This is a genomic window from Neobacillus sp. DY30, from assembly GCF_030123065.1.
GTDB lineage: Bacteria > Bacillota > Bacilli > Bacillales > Cytobacillaceae > Neobacillus.
In genome coordinates, this window is sequence record NZ_CP126093.1 from 3,959,853 (window position 1) to 3,979,529 (window position 19,677).

The window sequence follows — 19,677 nt, forward strand, 5'->3', positions numbered from 1 at the left end:
CTTTCTAGCAATAGAAATTAAAAAGCTGAACCTGAAAAACACAGGTATCAGCTTTCATACTCTTTCTCTAAAGGTTCCATAAAAGATGGGCTCTACTTTACGCAGATTGCTTATACTGATCAAATTCTCTTTGTAATTTTTCGCTTGGTTCTGGAGTCAGTAAACTAACAATCCAGATTGCTGCCAAACCGACAATGAAACCTGGAATAATTTCATAAAGGGTGTTTACTAATACTGGCACATTTGCCCAAATGATGACAGTAACAGCCCCGCCAATGATGCCGGCAAGAGCACCCCATCGATTCATCCGCTTCCAATAAAGACTGAGGAGAATGACAGGTCCAAAAGAAGCGCCAAAACCCGCCCATGCATAACCAACCAGTGATAAAATAGTTCCATTCTTATCAAATGCAATGATAACAGAAATAATTGAAACCACTAATACGGAAATTCTGCTAATAAACATTAATTCTTTATCTGTTGCTGATCTGCGAAAAAATGTCTTATAAACATCTTCTGTCAGTGAGCTTGCCGTAACAAGAAGCTGCGATGAAATGGTGCTCATAACTGCAGCTAATAGAGCCGCCAACAAAAATCCAGTAATGATTGGATGAAATAAAATTTCACTTAGTTTAATAAAAATGGTTTCAGGATCTGATAGAGTGAGTCCCTGGTTTGAATAATAGGCCAAGCCGATGAATCCTGTAAACATCGCACCGCAAACGGAGAAAATCATCCAGCCCATCCCAATCCGCCTTGCTTTTTTGATTTCTTTGACAGAGGATATAGCCATAAAGCGAACAATAATATGTGGCTGCCCAAAATAGCCCAAGCCCCATGCCATCAAGGAAATAATCCCTAACAAAGTGGTCCCTTTAAAAATATCAAATAATTTAGGATCAATTCCTTTTATCTCATTAAATGCCGGTCCTATTCCGCCTACTTCCATGATCGTTACCGCCGGAACCAGAATAAGGGCAATGACCATAATCAACCCCTGGACAAAATCAGTCCAACTCACTGCTAAAAATCCACCGAATAACGTATAGCCAATCACAACAGCCGCAATAATCCAAAGTCCCACCTGGTAATCAAGATTAAACGTTGTCTCGAAAAGAACACCTCCCGATACCATTCCGGAAGAAACATAGAAGGTAAAGAAAACAATAATGACAAGTCCTGAAGTTAAACGCAGCATCGACGACTGATCACCAAAGCGATTCTCAAGGAAAGCGGGAATGGTCATCGAATTGTTGGCGTTTTCAGTATAAACCCTTAATCTTGGTGCTACATACAGCCAGTTAAAATACGCACCAATCGTTAACCCGATCGCAATCCATGATGCACTTAGACCTTGAGCAAACATTGCACCAGGAAGACCCATTAGGAGCCATCCGCTCATATCAGATGCCCCGGCACTCAGCGCTGTTACGGCAGCTCCAAGCCCTCTTCCGCCAATCATATAATCTGATAGATTGGACGTACGCTTGTAAGCAAAGTATCCGATTAACAACATACCAAGCATATAAATACCGATAGAAATAAGTATTTGTGTATTCAAACCTCATCCCCCCGTTCTGTTTTTTGAATAGAAAAATAACAATTGTTCATTGAAGCGCTTTCAATAAAATTTGATATTTTTTAGATTAAGGTGTAGGAAATCCCCACTAAAGGGATTTCCTAGCTTTTCTATTTTTTTATAATTTTCTAGATTTCAGCTTAGCTTGAGTAAACAACAGCAAATAGTCGTATCCGCCGGCTTTTGAATCTGTGCCAGACATATTAAAACCGCCAAATGGATGAGCTCCAACTAACGCACCTGTACATTTTTTATTGATATAAAGGTTACCACAATGCATATTTTCAAGCGCAAAGTCGATTCGCTCCGCATCCTTTGAATGATAGGCACCTGTCAATCCATAGTCAGTGTCATTATAAATCTCAATTGCTTCCTTCCAGTCAGCTGCTTTAGCAAGTGCAAGAACTGGGCCAAAGATTTCCTCCTGCATGATTCGTGCTTTCGGTTCCACATCAGCAAATACAGTTGGTTCAATATAGAAGCCGTTCCCATCTGCGCTTGATCCGCCAGTCAGCATTCTGCCTTCTGTTTTGCCAATTTCAATATAGCTCATGATTTTATCAACTGACTTTTGATCGATAACTGGTCCAATGGCATGGTTTTCTTCAGGAAGACCAACCGTTAATTTCTTGGTTAACTCCGTTACTTTCTCAACCACTTCATCATAAACCGATTCAACGATAATCGCTCTTGATCCAGCAGAACATTTTTGCCCCTGGAAACCAAAAGCGGAAGCAACAATGGCGGCCGCTGCTGCATCCAAATCAGCAGTTTCATCGACAACTACGCCGTCTTTACCGCCCATCTCGGCAATAACACGCTTTAACCACAATTGTCCCGGCTGCACTTTTGACGCTCTTTCATAAATTCGGCATCCCACCGCACGGGATCCTGTGAATGAGATAAAACGAGTTTTAGGGTGCTCTACTAGATATTCACCAACGTCGATTCCATCTCCAGGGATAAAGTTAAGTACTCCGGAAGGAAGGCCAACCTCTTCCATCAATTCTACAAACTTAGCTGCAATGACAGGTGTAGCATCCGCAGGCTTCAAAATAACCGTATTCCCTGAAACAATCGCTGCTACTGTTGTCCCTGCCATAATGGCTAATGGGAAGTTGAACGGAGAAATCACAATCCCTACACCAAGAGGAATATAAGAGATTTGATTGTCTTCTCCCTCAATTTTTGTGAGCGGCTGGTGAATACTTGTTTCACTGAGGCGAATCATTTCTCTTGCATAAAATTCTAGAAAATCAATGGCCTCTGCAGTATCTGCATCTGCCTCTGCCCAGTTCTTTCCTGATTCATATACTAGATAAGAAGAAAACTCATGCTTTCGCTGTCTCATTAATTCTGCCGCTTTGAACAAATACTCTGCACGATCAGAAGGTGCAACCTTTTTCCAAGTTTCAAAGGTTTTCAACGCTTCCTGCATTGCTTTTTCAGCTAATTCTTTATTCCCTTTACTAACGTAACCTACTACCTCATCCACATTTCCTGGGTTGATAGAAATCGTTTGTTCCCCAGTAAATAGTTTTTCACTGCCAATCACCAATGGGTACTTCTTTCCAAGCTCTTTTTTGACTTTCGCAAGTGCCGAATACATGGCTTGCTTATTTTCTTCAATCGAAAAATTAGTAAAAGGTTCATTTTTGAAAGGTGCGATTTGTGTCGTTGTTGTTGTCATAATGGTTTAACTCCTTTATGTAAGATTTTTATTTTAGTAGATTTTTTAACACGAACCAAACATTGGCAGGCCTTTCCGCAAGGCGTCTCATAAAATAGCCAAACCAGTCGACTCCGTACGGAACATAAACACGTACTTTAAAGCCTTCTTTTACAAGCTTGTCTTGAATATCCTCACAGATGCCGTATAACATTTGGAATTCAAATTGTTCTTTTGGTATTTGATACTCACTAACAACAGATTTAGTATAATCAATCATCGTTGCATCATGGGTTGCAACAGCGGTATAATTCCCGTTCAGGAGATGCTGCTTTATAATTTTTTTGAAATTATCATCCACATCTTTCTTCTCAGGAAAAGCGACGGTCGGAGATTCTTTGTAAGCTCCTTTTACAAGACGCAGATTGGCCTTTTGAAGATTCAAGTCAGCAATATCCTGCTCCGTTCTATAAAGGTATGCTTGAATGACCACACCGACATTGTCGTATTCCTGGCGTAATTCTCTGAAAATATCCAATGTGATTTGGCAATGCTCGTAATCTTCCATATCGATTCTGACAAAATTTTGATGAAGTTTGGCACAATCAAGAATTTTGCGCATATTTCTCATACATAAATCCCGGCTAATATCCAGTCCTAGTGAGGTCATTTTTAGAGAAAGATTTGACTTTACCCCTGCTTCTGCAATCGCATCTAGAGTTTGGATACACATTTCCGTTGACTCCAGCGCTTCTTCTTCCGTATAGACAAATTCCCCAAGATGATCCAGGGTTACAACTTTACCTTCACGATTTAACTTTTTCACAGCCTCAATAGCTGTCTTAATCGTTTCTCCGGCGACAAATCGTCCCGCACCGAAACGCAATCCGTATTTCTTTGCAAGTTTATTGGCTGAGGTATTTTTCCCTAATGACTGAAACATATTTCTCATCAGTAATTCCAAAACAATCCATCCCCCTTTTTAACATAAACACTGTTGTTTATCATTTAACACCTTTACATAATTTTATAACATTTTTAAACACATGTGTCTATATTTTTCGAAAATAAACAATATTGTTTAATTGTTAAATTGAATATAACCTTTATTCAATACTTTTAAACACTTTTGTTAGTATTTCTGACACACTTTTTTATTATGATCATCAAAAAAAATAATGGTAAATGCTTTGAATGTCTCAAAGCATTTACCTATGAGCATAAATACTTAAAAAAGGGACAAAAGGGCTTCCCAAACTGTTGGGAAGCCTCTTCTCTTTTTATTTGTCTTTTACTCTGAGAAGTCGTAAACCATTTAATGTGACAATAAGTGTTGCTCCCATATCAGCAAATATAGCAATCCATAGTGTTAGCCATCCGGGAATCACTAATAGCAATGCCACGAGCTTAATTCCCAACGAGAACGTGATGTTTTGTTTTATGATTGTTAAGGCTTTTCTACTTAGTTTGACCGTAAACGGAAGTTTTCCGAGGTCATCTGCCATTAAAGCAATATCTGCCGTTTCAAGAGCCGTATCTGTTCCCGCTCCACCCATTGCGATTCCCACTGAAGAAGCAGCCAGTGCTGGGGCATCATTCACACCGTCTCCAACCATTGCCACACGGTCATATTTGCCTCTGAGTTCTTTAATGAATGTTAACTTATCCTGCGGTAAAAGTTCTGCTTGTAAATCAGACACTCCAACCTGTTTTCCAATGGCATTTGCTGTTCCAGCGTTGTCACCCGTCAACATAATGGTTTTTTTGATATTTAATGAGTGCAGTTTTTTTATGACACCCTTACTGTTCTCTCTTAACTCATCCGCAACAGCGACGAGACCCATTACTTCATTAGATGTACCCGCTACCATAACAGTTTTTCCTTGATTTTGCAGTTCAGAAATTTGGGATTTAATATCAATTGGGATTCCTTTTGTCATGGTCTCCTCAAACAAATTAGGACTACCAACGTAATAGGTCTTACCATTAATAATTCCTTTAATCCCTTTGCCAGTTATGGATGAAAAGTCTTCTATTAAAACTTTTTGATAGGGTGAATTTTCTTGTTCAGCTTTTTTCATGATGGCTGATGCCAACGGATGCTGAGAACCATTTTCTAATGCTGCGATAATGGTTAGAAGCTCGTTCGGATCATTAATTTGCAGTGGAAGGTAATCCGTAACAGCTGGAATACCCTTTGTTAAGGTACCTGTTTTATCAAAAGCAATGGCTTTAATTGCCCCCATTTCTTCTAAATGAATTCCGCCTTTTATTAAAACTCCATTTCTAGCTGCATTACCTATAGCAGTTACGATTGCAACTGGAGTAGAAATAACTAACGCACAAGGACAACCAACTACTAGCGCAGCCAAACCTTGATAAATCCATTTGTCCCAGCTTGCTCCAAAGAATAAAGGTGGTACCACTGCGACTCCTAATGCTACGAGCATAATAAGCGGTGTGTAATATTTTGCAAACCGATCCACAAAGGCCTGAGAAGGTGCTCTTTCAGCTTGAGCTTCTTCGACTAGGTGAATAATCTTTGCAATCGTCGTATCGTCAACATGTTTGGTTACTTTGACTTCTAGTAAACCTTCTGCATTTAACGTTCCTGCAAATACTTCATCGTCAACCGATTTTGCTACAGGGACTGATTCACCTGTAATCGCTGCTTGATTAACGGCTGATAACCCTTTTACCACGATTCCATCCATCGCTATTTTTTTCCCAGGTTTGACAATCATAATGTCACCAATACGAATATCGTTGACTTCAACCGTCATCTCCTTATTTCCTCTTCGAATCAACGCTTCTTTAGGTGCAATATCCATTAAAGAGCGAATAGACTGACGGGCTTTATCCATTGAGTAAGACTCAAGCGCTTCGCTTATCGCAAAAAGAATCACAACAGTTGCCCCTTCACCCCATTCTCCAATAAAAGCAGCACCAATAACAGCAATGGTCATCAACGTTTTCATATCAAAATCTAAACGGGTTAAGTTCTTTAATCCTGTACGAAATAGGCGGTAACCACCGATTAATATAGAAGCTCCATATGCTAAAATGGATGAAATACTCTCTTCCCCATTCAGTTGGACTGAAATCCACCCAATGAGTAAGAAGGCCAGCGAAGCAATGACGGTTGAATGTTTTTGTAGGAATGGTTCTTTTTTTTCTTCGATTTTTTGCTTTTCAGGAAAAACTTTTATGTTTTCAAAAGCCCCTGCTTTTTCTATTTCTTCAATGGTTGTTGCACCATAAACGGTAAGTTTAGCAGCACCAAAGTTTACACTTGCATCAGAAACACCATCCAGGTGTTTTACGTTCTTTTCGAACTTTGTCGCACAGCCTGCTCAAGTAAACCCCTGTACACGGTAAACGGTTTTCTCATTTTCTTTCTCTAAACCAGCATTACTCATAAGTTTTTCCCCCTAATTGGTGAGTAAAGGTAATTACTCTTATCATTCAAACGTTCATTTGATTATAGTATATACAAATGGCATTTCGATGGTCAAACAATTGTTTGAATGTTTTAATAAAATTTCCTCACCTGGTAAATTTTCGTAGTTCCGATGGCTATTGCTGCATTATGAACGGATAATGCAGCAGTCAGGCTTTATAATACGCATGCTACTATAAGCTACAAAATAACTGGATTTTTCTGTTCTTGAGGACTAAACTTATGAGCTTTTCGAATGAATTGTCTTTCATATAGGGACTTAAGGACAAATTTTTGGAGGCTTCTGAAAGATTTGTCTTTCATACTATGGCTTAAGGACAAATCCTTGGAGGATTCTCAAAGATTTGTCCTTCATACACGTACTTGAGGAAAAATCACAAAACATTTTACTCTCCAGTTAAGGCAAAACGCTTAATTCGACCACCAATCTCATCCCGAACCCGCTGGAAAAAAGCCCATTTTTCTTCGTCAGTTCCTTGTGCTTTGGCAGGATCCTCAAATCCCCAATGAACTCGCTTTACCGTTGGCGGTGTGATGGGACACTTATCAGCCGCGTCTCCACAAAGAGTCACTACTAAATCAGCATTGTTCAAGTACTCAGGATCGATAATATCAGAAGTATGCGTAGAAATATCAATTCCTGCTTCTTTCATCGCTTTTACAGCATTCGGATTTAAACCATGTGCTTCAATCCCAGCACTGCGCACTTCCCATTCTTCACTGAGCTGTTTTTTAGCCCATCCTTCAGCCATCTGGCTTCTGCATGAGTTCCCTGTACATAAGAAGTAAAGTTTCTTTTTATTGTCCATGATGAATTCTCCTTTTTGTCCTAAATAAATATCAACCATATATAGAGACCCACCAGAGTAATAAACAAAGTTGGGATGGTTAACACAATTCCCGTTTTAAAATAGGTTACCCAAGAAATCTTAACTCCTTTTTGCGATAATACATGTAACCATAATAATGTTGCAAGGGAGCCAATCGGGGTGATTTTGGGTCCTAAATCAGAACCTATGACATTGGCGTATATTAGAGCTTCTCTAATCAAACCACTTGTATTGGTATCCGCAATTGCTAAAGCATCGATCATTACAGTTGGCATATTATTCATAATGGAAGATAGAATAGCCGCAATAAAACCCATTCCAATTGTAGCTGCAAATAATCCTTGGTCGGCTGTTACTTGGATCAGGTCCGCTAAGACATTAGTTAATCCTACGTTTCGTAAACCATAAACCACCACATACATTCCAACTGAGAAAAATACGATGGCCCATGGTGCTCCTTTAATAACCCGTTTTATTTCAACTGCATGGCTTCTTCTTCCCATGAATAAGAAAAATATAGCCACTATCCCTGCAATGATGGATACTGGAACATTTAGTAATTCACTAATAAAATATCCCGCTAATAATATAGCGAGGACAACCCATGACAAGCGAAACATTTTCTGGTCCCGAATGGCTTCTATGGGTTGCTTTAAATGAGCTAAATCATATTCCTTTGGTATGTTCCTTCGGAAATAAAGGTATAAGACTAAAATACTTGCCACTAAAGAAAATAAATTTGGAACAAACATTCTTGAGGCAAACTCTGCAAATCCGATTCCGAAATAGTCAGCAGAAACGATATTTACCAGATTGCTTACCACTAGCGGCAATGACGTTGTATCAGCTATAAAACCACTCGCAATAATGAATGGAAAAACCATTTTTTCTTCCAACTTCAAGTTTCTAACCATGGCTAATACAATTGGCGTTAAAATAAGTGCTGCCCCGTCATTTGCAAAGAATGCAGCCACTAGAGCACCAAGAATGCTCACATAAACAAACATTTTAATCCCATTTCCTTTGGCAGCTCTTGCCATATGGAGGGCTGACCATTCAAAGAACCCAATTTCATCTAATATTAATGAAATAATGATGATGGCAATAAAAGAAAAAGTTGCATTCCATACAATATTGGTCACTTCCAGAACGTCATGGAAGTCAACCACTCCAACGATTAGGGCGAGAATACCACCACCACAAGCAGACCAACCAATAGATAGATTTCTTGGCTGCCATATAACGAGAATAAGCGTAATTAAAAAAATCAATGATGCAAGTATGGTTGATACCAAAGTTGAAACCTCCAATTATTCACATGAAATTCTTAAACCCTGCTCTTCTAATTCCTTCAATCTAAAATCTTGATTTGGAAGATGGTGAAGTAAATCTTGGACCAAGGGATAATAAGGGCCCTCTTTACTCAACGAATAAATAATCCATTGTCCTCTTCTTGTTTCCCGCACCAACCCAGCATCTTTTAATTTACGAATATGCTGGCTGATTGCCGGCTGTCCCCTTCCTTCTAAACCACTTATTCCAAACTTCAATTAAAATAAATGAAAGATTTACAGCTCCATAGCTTCCTAGCACCTTATAATTTGGCGGCGTTTCCACCACTGGTCCATGATGGTCATCAGCTACAGATTCCTCTCCATGGGCTCCTTCTTTTTCGGAATGAGTATCCGCCTCTTTTCCGTGAGCTTCCTCCTCACCATGAGCATTTGCTGCATCAGAGGGAGCATCTGCCTCTTCTGAATAAGTATTGGCCCCCACTGAATGAGAATTGGACTCTTCACTATGTTCATTATTCGTTTTATTTTTTATATTTTCGGCAGCCTTCTTGATATCTTCTTCGTGTCCCTCATCCGCCAATACCGTAACATTAAAGGAGAAGATAAAGGCTGCTGTAAATAAAATTAAAAAACATCTTTTCAATCTTTCCACCTCCAAAAAGTTAATTAAGCATAAAATATTTTATTTGATTACAACATTAATTTAATGGATATATTTGCAGTTTTTATGCATTTTTAATGGAGATAATATGGCAGAACGATTTATTTGTTATATGTTGATAGTTTTGTAATAACCAACCAATATAAAACTTCATAATATCTACACGATATTTCCATTCTTTCTGCAAATTTCTACTATATGATGAAGGTAATAAAAGAAAGGAGTTGTCGAGAGATGAAAAGATGGGCAGTAGGATTTTTAAGTTCTATATTAATCCTTGGAGCGGGAACAGCAGTATTCGCAGCAGGAACTAACAACTCGGTTGAAAGTAATAACTTTGAAAAATTGTTACCTTTTATGCAAAAAATGCACCCAGATTCTTCAAAAGAGGAGCTTCAAGAAATGTACAATTCTTGCCATAAAGAAGGAGGAATGATGGACGGAACAAATCAAGAGGGAATGAATAGTGAAAAAATGATGAACCGATTTTAATAGTTTTGGAGACGTCTCACTATAAAACCCCTGCTTTTCCATTAGCAGGGGTTTTTCTTACGAATTAAATATTGTTGCTCTCTTATTATTTTGTTGGCGATAATTCACCTTCTGTTACCCATTTGTGATTTGTAACTTTTTCTCCGTCAGTTGTTTTGAAATCAACCATATATACTGTTGTTTCGTCAGCTGAATCAATTTCAGCTTTCGCACCGTCCATACCTTCCATATGTTCCGTATTCAGTGTTACTTCTTCACCAGGTTTAAATGGTTCTTCACCTGCATCTTTAATTTCCTCATGAATGACCCATTTATGGTTCTCCACTCTTTCTCCCCCATTTGTTGGCGTATAAGAAACAGTATAAACAGTAGTGTCAAAAGACCCTACAATCGTTGCTTCAGCACCCTTCATCCCTGGCATGTGATCTGATTCAATCATAGCTTTGCTGCCCACTTTATATTTTGGGTTTTCAGATTCCTTTAAGCCTTTAGGGACTTCACTTGAACCCGAGTGGTTCATATCAGAGTGATCATCATTATTAGCATTTGAGCATGCTCCTAAAAATAAGAGCAGGGCTGCTAACAATAATAAAGCTGGCTTTTTCATTCTATTTTTGTTCATGTAAATAACTACTCCTTTTTCTTTTATTTAACAATTCATATGCTAACAAAAATTTGTGCAGAAATTATGGAGCTTGCATTAAAAAATAAATAACAAAATATGAAAATGAGTTAAATCTGCATACATTCTTCATATTTTCCCTTTATTATATTGATAAACTGTATATAAGGTTGTGGAAGTATGAAAACAATTTTGCTCGTTGATGATGAGACCCGAATGCTTGATCTTTTGGATCTTTTTTTAAAACCTCATGGTTATAGGTGTATAAAGTTGGAATCCGGCAAAGAAGCCTTAACTTTTTTAGAAGAAGCAGAAGAAGCAATTGACCTAGTAATTCTTGATGTAATGATGCCAGAAATGGATGGCTGGACTACTTGTAAAAAGATACGGGAGTTTTCAAAAGTTCCCATTATTATGCTAACAGCAAGAAGTGAAACAGTTGATGTCATAAAAGGATTAAAATTCGGAGCAGATGATTATGTAACAAAGCCTTTCAGTGAAGATGAATTATTAGCAAGGATAGAAGCATTGTTAAGAAGAACTAGTAATTTAACAGAGAAACAAATTGTTTTTAAGGGTTTAGAGTGGAAAGAAGAATCTGTCGAATTAAAATTTCAAAACCAGGTTATTCAAGTAACGCCCAAAGAATTTGCATTAATAGGATTGTTTTTGAAAAATCCTCAAAAAGTATTTTCACGAGATCATTTATTGTCAACCATATGGGGATTAAACTCACATATCGATGATCGAACAGTAGATTCCCATATTAGAAATTTGCGTGAAAAATTACGAAATGCCGGATTTTCAGTTGATAACCATCTTTTTACTGTTTGGGGCATCGGGTATAAATGGCTAACTGAAGACTCCGAAACATCTAATTGAAAATGAAAAAACAAAAATCGTTCCCAAATGGGAAGCGATTTTTGCATTTAGTTTGATCTATTATCGACAATTATTGTTTTGTACAAATTACCCATTAAGTTTAGTAGTGTTTTTTTCTTTAATAGTAATGGTTTTGTTTCTTTTTCCATTTGCCGAAGTCTAAATTTCATTAGGTGCTGATGATTCATTCATATCGACCTCTCTTTTAATGTAAATCTATGTATTAATCTATCTTTGAGTTTATTTAAGAATTGTGCAGAAAATAACAAGATTTTGTAACAATTTTCCAAACATTCAATTCATAATTATCTGCATACTTTCTTCATATTTTTTTATTAAATAACCTATTTAAGACCAAGAGGTGTTTACCTATGAAGATATCAATAAAATTAGGGTTATGGTTCTCATTATGTATATTGTTAATAGAAATTATTTCTATGACTTTTTTACATAGAAATCTAGTACACTCACGAGTTCACCAAGAATTAGATTCACTACTGGCAAAAGGAAATGGTCATCGTGCAGTATTGGAAATTAAATCTGACCCACACACACTAAGTCATATAGGATTAATGGGGTCACAATCTGATTCCCAGGTAGTTGTCACAAACACAAAGGGTGATATAGTAATTTCTTCTGGAAAGATTACGAGCAGTATAGAGCACATATTAAATATTCCGATTCCTGTCTCTAACCTTCCTAAAACCGGAAAAATCATACAAGATGACTGGAAAAAGAAACAGTTTATCGCTACGTTAACACCATTTTACCAAAAGGGTCAGATGTCTGGTTATATTTATATGTTCAAGAATACGGACGAGGTCCAAAAACTAATTAACCAATTGAATAAACATCTATTTGTGGCATCCGTATCCATCCTTATTTTCGTTCTCATTACTGTTTTCTTTTTATCTAAAGCTCTAACAAAACCTCTTATTATTATGAAAGAAGCTACTAAAAAATTGAGCAAAGGGGATTTTTCTGTTAGTCTGCCAAAACCTTCTAATGACGAATTAGGGGAACTTTCATTTTCTATTCAAACGCTTGCTAATGATTTAAATTATATAAAACAAGCGCGAAATGAATTTTTAGCAAGTATTTCGCATGAACTTCGTACCCCTTTGACCTATATTAATGGATACGCAAATATCGCTAGAAGAATAAACCTTGAAGAAAAGGATCGATTACAATACCTAAATATTATCCAGGAAGAAGCCCAACGTGTAAGCATATTACTTAAAGAGTTATTTGATTTAGCAAAATTGGACCAGAATACTTTTTCGATAACTAAAGAAAAAGTAAATTTGGACCAATTCACAAAATCCATCTATGAACGGGTTTTTCCTGCTTTTAGTAATAAGGGGATAAAGTTAGAAAGAAGCTGTCCAGACAATATAATGATTGATATAGATCCAATCCGATTTGAACAAGTATTAATCAACTTGTTAGACAATAGTCTCAAATACTCGAAAGTATCAACCACAACCTTCATAGGGATACTTGAAGAAAACGAAAAAGTACAAATTACTGTTAAGGACCAAGGAGCAGGTATACCAAAAGATGACCTTCCTCATATTTTTGACCGCCTATACAGAGTAGATAAATCACGCTCAAGGGCTACAGGTGGATTTGGTTTGGGTCTAGCTATTGTTAAACAACTAGTCGAAGCACACGGAGGAGAAATTACCGTTGAAAGCCAAGTTGGAGAAGGCACCAGCTTTACTATTATTTTACAACGATGAAAACCCTTTTTTTGATTATTGATTAAGTCCGTGATTACGTACATTTAAATAAAGGAAAATAACGAATTCACAAAGGAATTCGTTATTTTTTACCATGCATTCTGTCATAGAGTACTAATTAATTAGCCTTTACTTCAAAAGAAGATCGATTTGCCTGTTTCTTCCAGATCAAAGTAATAATGATTCCTACTGTTAGAATAACCGTCGCAAAATAATATGGATAGTTAACATCAACATCAAATAGTATCCCCCCTAGAATGGGTCCACTGATATTGGCTAAACTAGTAAACATCGAGTTCATTCCTCCAACAAAACCTTGTTCATTCCCAGCTATATTTGATAGATAAGACGTAATGGCTGGCCGGAATAAATCGAATCCTACAAAAACAATAAAGGTAACAAGTAAAATAGAAAAATAGGAATGCACAACGGTCATTAAAAAGACCAATACAGCTGATAATAGTAAGCTGTAGCGAATCAGTTTAATTTCTCCCCACATTCGTGTAAGCCGGTCAAATAATATCACTTGTGAAATGGCGCCAAAAATGGCACCTCCTGTGATAACAATCGCGATATCAGATGGTTTGAATTGAAATTTGTGATCCACAAATAGACTAAAGAATGATTCAAACGCTGCTAAACCAAATGAGGCAATAAAAATTAAGATAAACGCAAGGAAATATTTTGGTGCAATCATCCGTTTGAACCCATTTTTAGTTTCTAAGTTTGGTTCATGATTTTCCTCTAGTCGATTTGGTTCAGATAATAAAATAATCGAAAGAATAGCAGCGATTGCACCAAGAGCACCCGCGAACAAGAATGGTACACGTGTTCCAAATTCTGCTAAGAATCCGCCAATTCCCGGACCAATGATAAATCCTGTACTAATAGCAGCAGACATATACCCAAGTGCTTTGGGACGAGTATCCAAAGTGGTGATATCTGCAATATAAGCAGTAACTGCTGGCATAATGAACGCCGCACTAATTCCGCCTAATATCCGTGAGATAAATAACATTTCAATTTCTTTTCCGATTCCAAATAAAAATTCTGAGAGACCGAAAATAAACAAGCCAATGACAATCATAATTTTCCTGCCGAATTTATCTGCCGCCTTCCCTGCAAATGGTGAAACAATTAATTGGGCAATGGCGAAAGCTGCTGTTAAATACCCCACTGTTGTTCCTGTTATGCCTAATTCATTCATCAACGTGGGTAAAACTGGAATCACTAGTCCAATTCCTAAGAAGGCTATGAATAAATTCATTAATAATAATACTAAGGTAACCTTTTGATTCTTCATCTTTTACATTCTCCTTAACCAAACGAACACTGTTAATCATTTGTTTTTACAATTTCCATCGTAATGTATATAGTAACTATATACTCAAGGGTGGTGTTATAAAAAATGGATAAAAAGTATGGAAAATATTTAACGACGGGTGAATTTGCGAAGCTTTGCAAGGTAAACAAACAGACTCTCTTCTATTACGATCAAATTGGACTTTTATCTCCGATATTGAAAAATGAAAAAGGGTACCGTTATTATTCAATTCGCCAAATAGAGTTATTCTTTGTTATTGATTTATTAAAAGATCTTGATATGTCGCTTCACGATATTCAACTCTACATGAAAAATAAATCTCCTGAACGGTATTTGTCTTTAATGCATCAAAAGAAAGAAGAGATTATGAAAAAGCGTCAGGAGATCGAAATGAAGGAAAAATTTATCGAAGCACAAATAGCATTAATGGAAGAAGCTTCACACCTTGATTTTCAGCAGGTTACACTTGAAATATTACCAGAAGCAACGCTTTATTTAAGTAAAAACATCGAGAATATAACGGAAGAGGAATTTGTAGAGGTGGTTTCAGAGTTCATAAATGAACTGAATGAATCACATCTTGATACAGGTTATCCGATTGGGGTTATCACAAAACGGGAGCAAATACTAAAGGGAGAATTCACGAATTATAGCTACCTATATATAGAACAACCGAATCCAAAGGAAGGACATCCGTATTTTAAATCGGTTAAGGGGAATTTTATCATCGGCTATCATATTGGGGATGAAAATACCATCCATCATACATACAAGCGACTTTTTTCCGAGATGGAACGGTTAAATGTAACCATTGGAGAGTATGTTTTTGAAGAGTATATCTATGATTCCGTTGTAAAGAATCTTAAGGAGCATTATGTTACCAAAATTATGATACAAGTTGCTCAGTAATTAAATGGAATAGTAAAGCAGCCTCTCCCCGCTTAATGAATAAACAAAATAACGTTTTGTTCATTCATTAAGGGTTGGTCGAAACGGCTGCGGTCTTGTTTGCCTATTGGGCGCATATCTATGGTAAATGTCAATACGCTAATAACCTGTTTGCTTTTCCGGCTTGATTAATTGAGCATCCTTTCCAGATACTTTATCTTTATATTTATATGATTTCGGGGAAACCCCATAAAACCGTTTAAATGTTTTCAAAAAATAACTTTTACTTTCAAAGCCTAATTCATATGCAATCTGTTCTACTGTATTTGACGAAAGATCTAGTAATTCTATTGCTTTTTCCATTTTAACTCTTGTCACATATTCAACAAAACCTTCTCCCGTTTCTTTCTTATACATTCTGCTGAAATAACTAGAATTTAAATGTAAATGGGCTGCTACCTCAGTCAATGATATCTTTTCGCCAAGATGAGTTTGTACATATTTTTGTGCTTTTAACACATCGTCATTTCTAGTACTTCTTTCTAGAAACTTGGTGACTTTTGCCTGCTGATCATTGACATAAAGTTCTTGATCCAGCTTAATCTTTAATCTTTCAAGTAATTCAATGATATTACTTTCTTCCATTGATTCTTTTAAAATATAATCATAGGCTTCTAACTTTATAGCTTGTTGTGCGAAGGTAAATTCATCATGACAAGAAAGGATGACATTATAGGAGTTGATATTCGATTTTTTCAATTGCTCGATTAATTCAATTCCATTAAGTTTTGGCATGCCAATATCGGTAATCAATACATCATAAGGGTTACTCTTCATGAATACTAAAGCCTCATTACTATCTTGAAAGCTTGCGGCAACTTGGTAGCCATAGTCCTGCCATGGAATAAGTTTCTTCAAAAATTCAATTACGATAACATCATCATCTACCAAAACTACTTCATACATCATAACCACCTCTTATTGACCGGAATTTGAAACGTTACCGTTGTTCCTTCCCCTTCCATACTGTCTATACTCAATTGAAATTCAGCGCCATAAATCAACTTCATTCTTTGGTAGACATTGTGTACCCCTATCCCGTTAAATGATTTACTACTTTTTACCGTATCAAGACCTTTTGGTTGAAAAATTTTCTTTCGCAATCCTTCCAATGTAAGCTTATCCATACCTTTACCATTGTCAGTAATGATTAGTTTCAGGTACGTATCAATTTGTTCACTGGCAATGATTTTAATGGTTTCTTTCCTATTTATATTCCCATGAATGATTGCGTTTTCAATTATGGGCTGTAAGAAAAATCTTGGTACTTGAAAATTAGAAGCCGAGTCACTCACATCAATGTCTAATTCTACATCATGCTGGTGTCGAAAGTTCATCAAATCTACATAATGCTTCACAATCGTTACCTCTTCCTCTAGAGGAATAAAAGCATTATTCCGATTGATTGTCATACGAAGGAGTGCAGATAAAGAATAGATGAGTGATGCACTGCCAGCGTTACCATCCATTTTAATTTTCAAGCGAATGGCATTTAGTACGTTAAATAAAAAATGCGGGTTTATTTGTGCTTGAAGCATTTCTAATTCAGCATCTCGTTTCGCTTCCTCTTGGATTTTTATCTGTTCAATCATTTCCTCGATGGTGTCCAACATATGATTAAAAGAGTGCCCTAATTGAGCGACGTCATTACTTCCTGATACATATATCCTAGCAGACAAATCACCCTGTTTGATTGCTTTTGTGACATGATGTAATCTTGTGATTGGTTTTGTAAATTCACGTACAAGCATAATAAGACCAATTAAAAATAGAACTAGGAAACCACCTTGAATTAAAATCGTCGTCCTTGTTACCATATTGATGGATCCAATCGTATCTTTATATGGTACTAGGCTGACCAATCTCCAATTGGAATAGGAAACTGGATAGGAAACCATTAAATGCTTTTCTTTTTCATAGTTAACAATTTGATAATCGGAGTTTGTAACGCCATATCTTAATGTCGTTCCTACCTCTTCTGTATTTAAACTTGAATAAATCTCACCATCTGCATTGGTTAAATAGAATTTTACTCTCTTTTCACTTTGAAATTGATTAAAGAGTTTCTTAATCTCGTTTTCTTTTAAACTAATAATTAAATAGGAATTAGAGGAATTTGCTCTTTGTATCCTCCTGCCAATGGTAATAAGATATGGGTAAGTATCGCTCTCAGATTCAATATAGGTAGGGTGTGCACCCAGCCAATAGGTTTGATAAAAACTTAAGTGATCCAATTTTTCAAACCATGGTTTTTCTTTGAATTGTAAAGGGTTAAAATCAATTTGGGAATAATTGGTGTAATATAAGTCATTGTTATACAAAATGGTTATATACAAAGGCATTAATAAATTAGTAATTCCAGTCAATTCATTCGATATATCTATATAATTTAGAGCTATTTCTTGTTTTACATTGGGGGAATCTGGATTAATTAACGCATGGGATTTAAGTAATTGATTCATCTTTGTATTGAATTGAATATAGTTAGAGGTATACATAATATCATCTAACATATTCTTTATTCCTAATTCAATCATCCGTAAATCATCTTCTGATTGTTTTGCGGCACGTTGTTCTAATACGTCTTTGGTAACATAGTTAGATACAATATAGGTACCAGCCCACGGAAATAAAATGCAGATAATGACGGAAATGATTAATCTCGTTCTAAGCGACATTTGCTTTATTTTTATCAATAAAAATTTCACTGATTGTCACCGCTTCCAATAATCAAAACAAAAACAGAGAGAAAACATATATGTTTTCTCTCTATTATAGCATGATTATTCTAATTATTGATTGGCATCTACTACAGCTTGTACTCTTTCTTTGACATTTTTCATCGTCTTATTAAGATCCTGTTCACCAAGGAGATATAATTCCACTTCCGCACCAAATTCGTTATAAGCTTCCGTAATATATGGAGCTGGTGCAATGACTTCAGTAGCCTCTACAGAAGTAAGTGCATGCTTCAATGATTCCATATGAACGGCATCAGGTTTTTTGGATCCATTCACCACTGTTTCTAACGCTTTGTCCATATCTGCGTCCTTCCAAGACGGTGTCCAGATTCCTTGTTCTACAATCCCTTCTGTTGTCAACCAACGCATGAAATCATATGCTTCTTGCTTGTGTTCTGAGCTTTTTGCGATTGAAACTAAATCCCCGCCCATCCCCGCAAGTGCTTTATCACTTTCTTTATTTTTTGGCCATGGTGCCCAAGCAATTTCAAATTCCGGTGTAAACTGTCCCCATTCAGTAATCATATAACTTCCAGTAGGAACCATTGATGCTGATTGACTAAAGAATTGCTGACGATAATCCATTTTTTGCGATAAAATTTCAGTAAATGGAACAGATGATTTATCCACATTTTCTAACTGATTTCGTAGTTCTAGTGATGCGCGCAACATCGGGTCTTCTGCATTCGATGTACCGTCCTCATGTAAAATCAAATTATCTTTTGCCTTACCCATCATTTTTAATGAAGCATAGAAATTAGGCCATGTGTGTAAATAAGAACCATAGTGACCATCTGTCGTCAGCTTTTTTGCATAATCGGCATAGTCATCCCAAGTCCACTCAGTAGGAATCTCTAATCCCGCTTTATCAAGATGTGCTTTATTCAGCATAACAAGCATCGCTACATTTTTCATTGGCAAGCCATAATAGTCTCCATTAATAGCCGGATAACCATTATGGTATATCTCATTAATATCAATACCTTCTATTTCTGCAAATTTAGTTACTGGTTCTAAGAGACCTGCATCGACTCTTTTAACAAGATCATTCACATTGGAAAACATTATCAGGTCCATTTCTTCCCCAGCAGAGGCCATTAAATCTAACTGTTTAAAATAATCCTGAGAGTTCATGTTTTCTACAAGTGGAATGGACTCCACCTTTATTCCTGGATTCTCTGCTTCATATTTGGCAATGACACTTTCCCATTTCCCAACATCCTCATTCACCCAGTGGACAAATTTCAACGTAACTTCTTCATCAGATGAATCAGATTTCCCCTTATCCGATGAAGCCTCATCATTTCCAGAACAAGCAGCTAACATGATCATTACAAAAAGTCCAATTAATAACAATGAACCCCATTTCTTCATCATAAAATACTCTCCCCCTTATTTATAGTTATATATCAACTCTCTCAAAGTTATATTT

General features: G+C 36.6%; 16 protein-coding genes and 1 pseudogene. 4 read left to right on the plus strand and 13 right to left on the minus strand.

Features of this window, described 5'->3' with window-relative positions; all coding sequences use genetic code 11:
- Window positions 1–97 precede the first annotated feature (97 nt).
- From putP to QNH29_RS19325, 8 genes and pseudogenes are all read right to left on the minus strand, one after another.
- Window positions 98–1,561 (minus strand): sodium/proline symporter PutP, encoded by a 1,464-nt coding sequence (putP, locus tag QNH29_RS19290; RefSeq protein WP_283860959.1) that lies wholly within the window; start codon window positions 1,559–1,561, stop codon window positions 98–100.
- Between the two features lie 136 nt (window positions 1,562–1,697).
- Window positions 1,698–3,269: an L-glutamate gamma-semialdehyde dehydrogenase gene (gene pruA / locus QNH29_RS19295; RefSeq protein WP_283860960.1), complete on the minus strand. Its 1,572-nt coding sequence runs from the start codon at window positions 3,267–3,269 to the stop codon at window positions 1,698–1,700.
- A gap of 28 nt (window positions 3,270–3,297) precedes the next feature.
- On the minus strand, window positions 3,298–4,212 hold the full coding sequence (locus QNH29_RS19300; RefSeq protein WP_283860961.1) for a proline dehydrogenase family protein: 915 nt from the start codon (window positions 4,210–4,212) through the stop codon (window positions 3,298–3,300).
- 316 nt (window positions 4,213–4,528) lie between these two features.
- The gene (locus tag QNH29_RS19305; protein WP_283860962.1) at window positions 4,529–6,667 is read right to left on the minus strand and encodes a heavy metal translocating P-type ATPase; all 2,139 of its coding nucleotides are present in this window, start codon (window positions 6,665–6,667) and stop codon (window positions 4,529–4,531) included.
- A gap of 427 nt (window positions 6,668–7,094) precedes the next feature.
- Complete coding sequence (gene arsC / locus QNH29_RS19310; protein WP_283860963.1) at window positions 7,095–7,517, minus strand: arsenate reductase (thioredoxin); 423 nt, start codon at window positions 7,515–7,517, stop codon at window positions 7,095–7,097.
- 20 nt (window positions 7,518–7,537) lie between these two features.
- Window positions 7,538–8,833 (minus strand): arsenic transporter, encoded by a 1,296-nt coding sequence (locus QNH29_RS19315; RefSeq protein WP_283860964.1) that lies wholly within the window; start codon window positions 8,831–8,833, stop codon window positions 7,538–7,540.
- 15 nt (window positions 8,834–8,848) lie between these two features.
- A pseudogene (locus tag QNH29_RS19320) lies at window positions 8,849–9,052 on the minus strand (ArsR family transcriptional regulator); the annotation flags it as partial.
- On the minus strand, window positions 9,024–9,476 hold the full coding sequence (locus QNH29_RS19325; protein ID WP_283860965.1) for a hypothetical protein: 453 nt from the start codon (window positions 9,474–9,476) through the stop codon (window positions 9,024–9,026). The pseudogene QNH29_RS19320 and the gene QNH29_RS19325, both read right to left, overlap by 29 nt.
- Before the next feature lie 252 nt (window positions 9,477–9,728).
- Between QNH29_RS19325 and QNH29_RS19330 the strand changes: the two genes are divergently transcribed.
- The gene (locus QNH29_RS19330) at window positions 9,729–9,986 is read left to right on the plus strand and encodes a hypothetical protein (protein ID WP_283860966.1); all 258 of its coding nucleotides are present in this window, start codon (window positions 9,729–9,731) and stop codon (window positions 9,984–9,986) included.
- 85 nt (window positions 9,987–10,071) lie between these two features.
- Here QNH29_RS19330 and QNH29_RS19335 read toward each other — a convergent pair whose 3' ends face one another.
- Window positions 10,072–10,608, minus strand: coding sequence for a YdhK family protein (locus tag QNH29_RS19335; protein WP_283860967.1), 537 nt, complete (start codon window positions 10,606–10,608; stop codon window positions 10,072–10,074).
- A gap of 180 nt (window positions 10,609–10,788) precedes the next feature.
- Between QNH29_RS19335 and QNH29_RS19340 the strand changes: the two genes are divergently transcribed.
- Together QNH29_RS19340 and QNH29_RS19345 are read left to right on the plus strand one after the other, a co-directional pair.
- A complete protein-coding gene (locus QNH29_RS19340; protein ID WP_283860968.1) occupies window positions 10,789–11,490 on the plus strand; it encodes a response regulator transcription factor in 702 nt (233 codons plus the stop codon).
- Between the two features lie 371 nt (window positions 11,491–11,861).
- Window positions 11,862–13,232, plus strand: a complete 1,371-nt coding sequence (locus QNH29_RS19345) for a sensor histidine kinase (protein WP_283860969.1) — start codon at window positions 11,862–11,864, stop codon at window positions 13,230–13,232.
- A gap of 118 nt (window positions 13,233–13,350) precedes the next feature.
- Here QNH29_RS19345 and norA read toward each other — a convergent pair whose 3' ends face one another.
- A complete protein-coding gene (gene norA, locus QNH29_RS19350) occupies window positions 13,351–14,535 on the minus strand; it encodes a multidrug efflux MFS transporter NorA (RefSeq protein WP_283860970.1) in 1,185 nt (394 codons plus the stop codon).
- A 105-nt stretch (window positions 14,536–14,640) separates the two neighbouring features.
- On the opposite strand from norA, the gene QNH29_RS19355 reads away from it, so the two are divergent.
- Window positions 14,641–15,465, plus strand: coding sequence for a MerR family transcriptional regulator (locus tag QNH29_RS19355; protein WP_283860971.1), 825 nt, complete (start codon window positions 14,641–14,643; stop codon window positions 15,463–15,465).
- Window positions 15,466–15,603: 138 nt separating this feature from the next.
- On the opposite strand, the gene QNH29_RS19360 is transcribed toward QNH29_RS19355, so the two are convergent.
- From QNH29_RS19360 to QNH29_RS19370, 3 genes are all read right to left on the minus strand, one after another.
- Window positions 15,604–16,413 carry a response regulator transcription factor gene (locus QNH29_RS19360; RefSeq protein ID WP_283860972.1) on the minus strand — a complete coding sequence of 270 codons (810 nt, stop codon included), beginning with the start codon at window positions 16,411–16,413 and terminating at the stop codon, window positions 15,604–15,606.
- Window positions 16,410–18,200 (minus strand): sensor histidine kinase, encoded by a 1,791-nt coding sequence (locus QNH29_RS19365; RefSeq protein WP_283860973.1) that lies wholly within the window; start codon window positions 18,198–18,200, stop codon window positions 16,410–16,412. The genes QNH29_RS19360 and QNH29_RS19365 overlap by 4 nt, the downstream gene beginning before the upstream one ends.
- Before the next feature lie 96 nt (window positions 18,201–18,296).
- Entirely contained in the window at window positions 18,297–19,622 is a 1,326-nt protein-coding gene (locus tag QNH29_RS19370) for an ABC transporter substrate-binding protein (protein ID WP_283860974.1), read from the minus strand.
- Window positions 19,623–19,677: the final 55 nt, after the last annotated feature.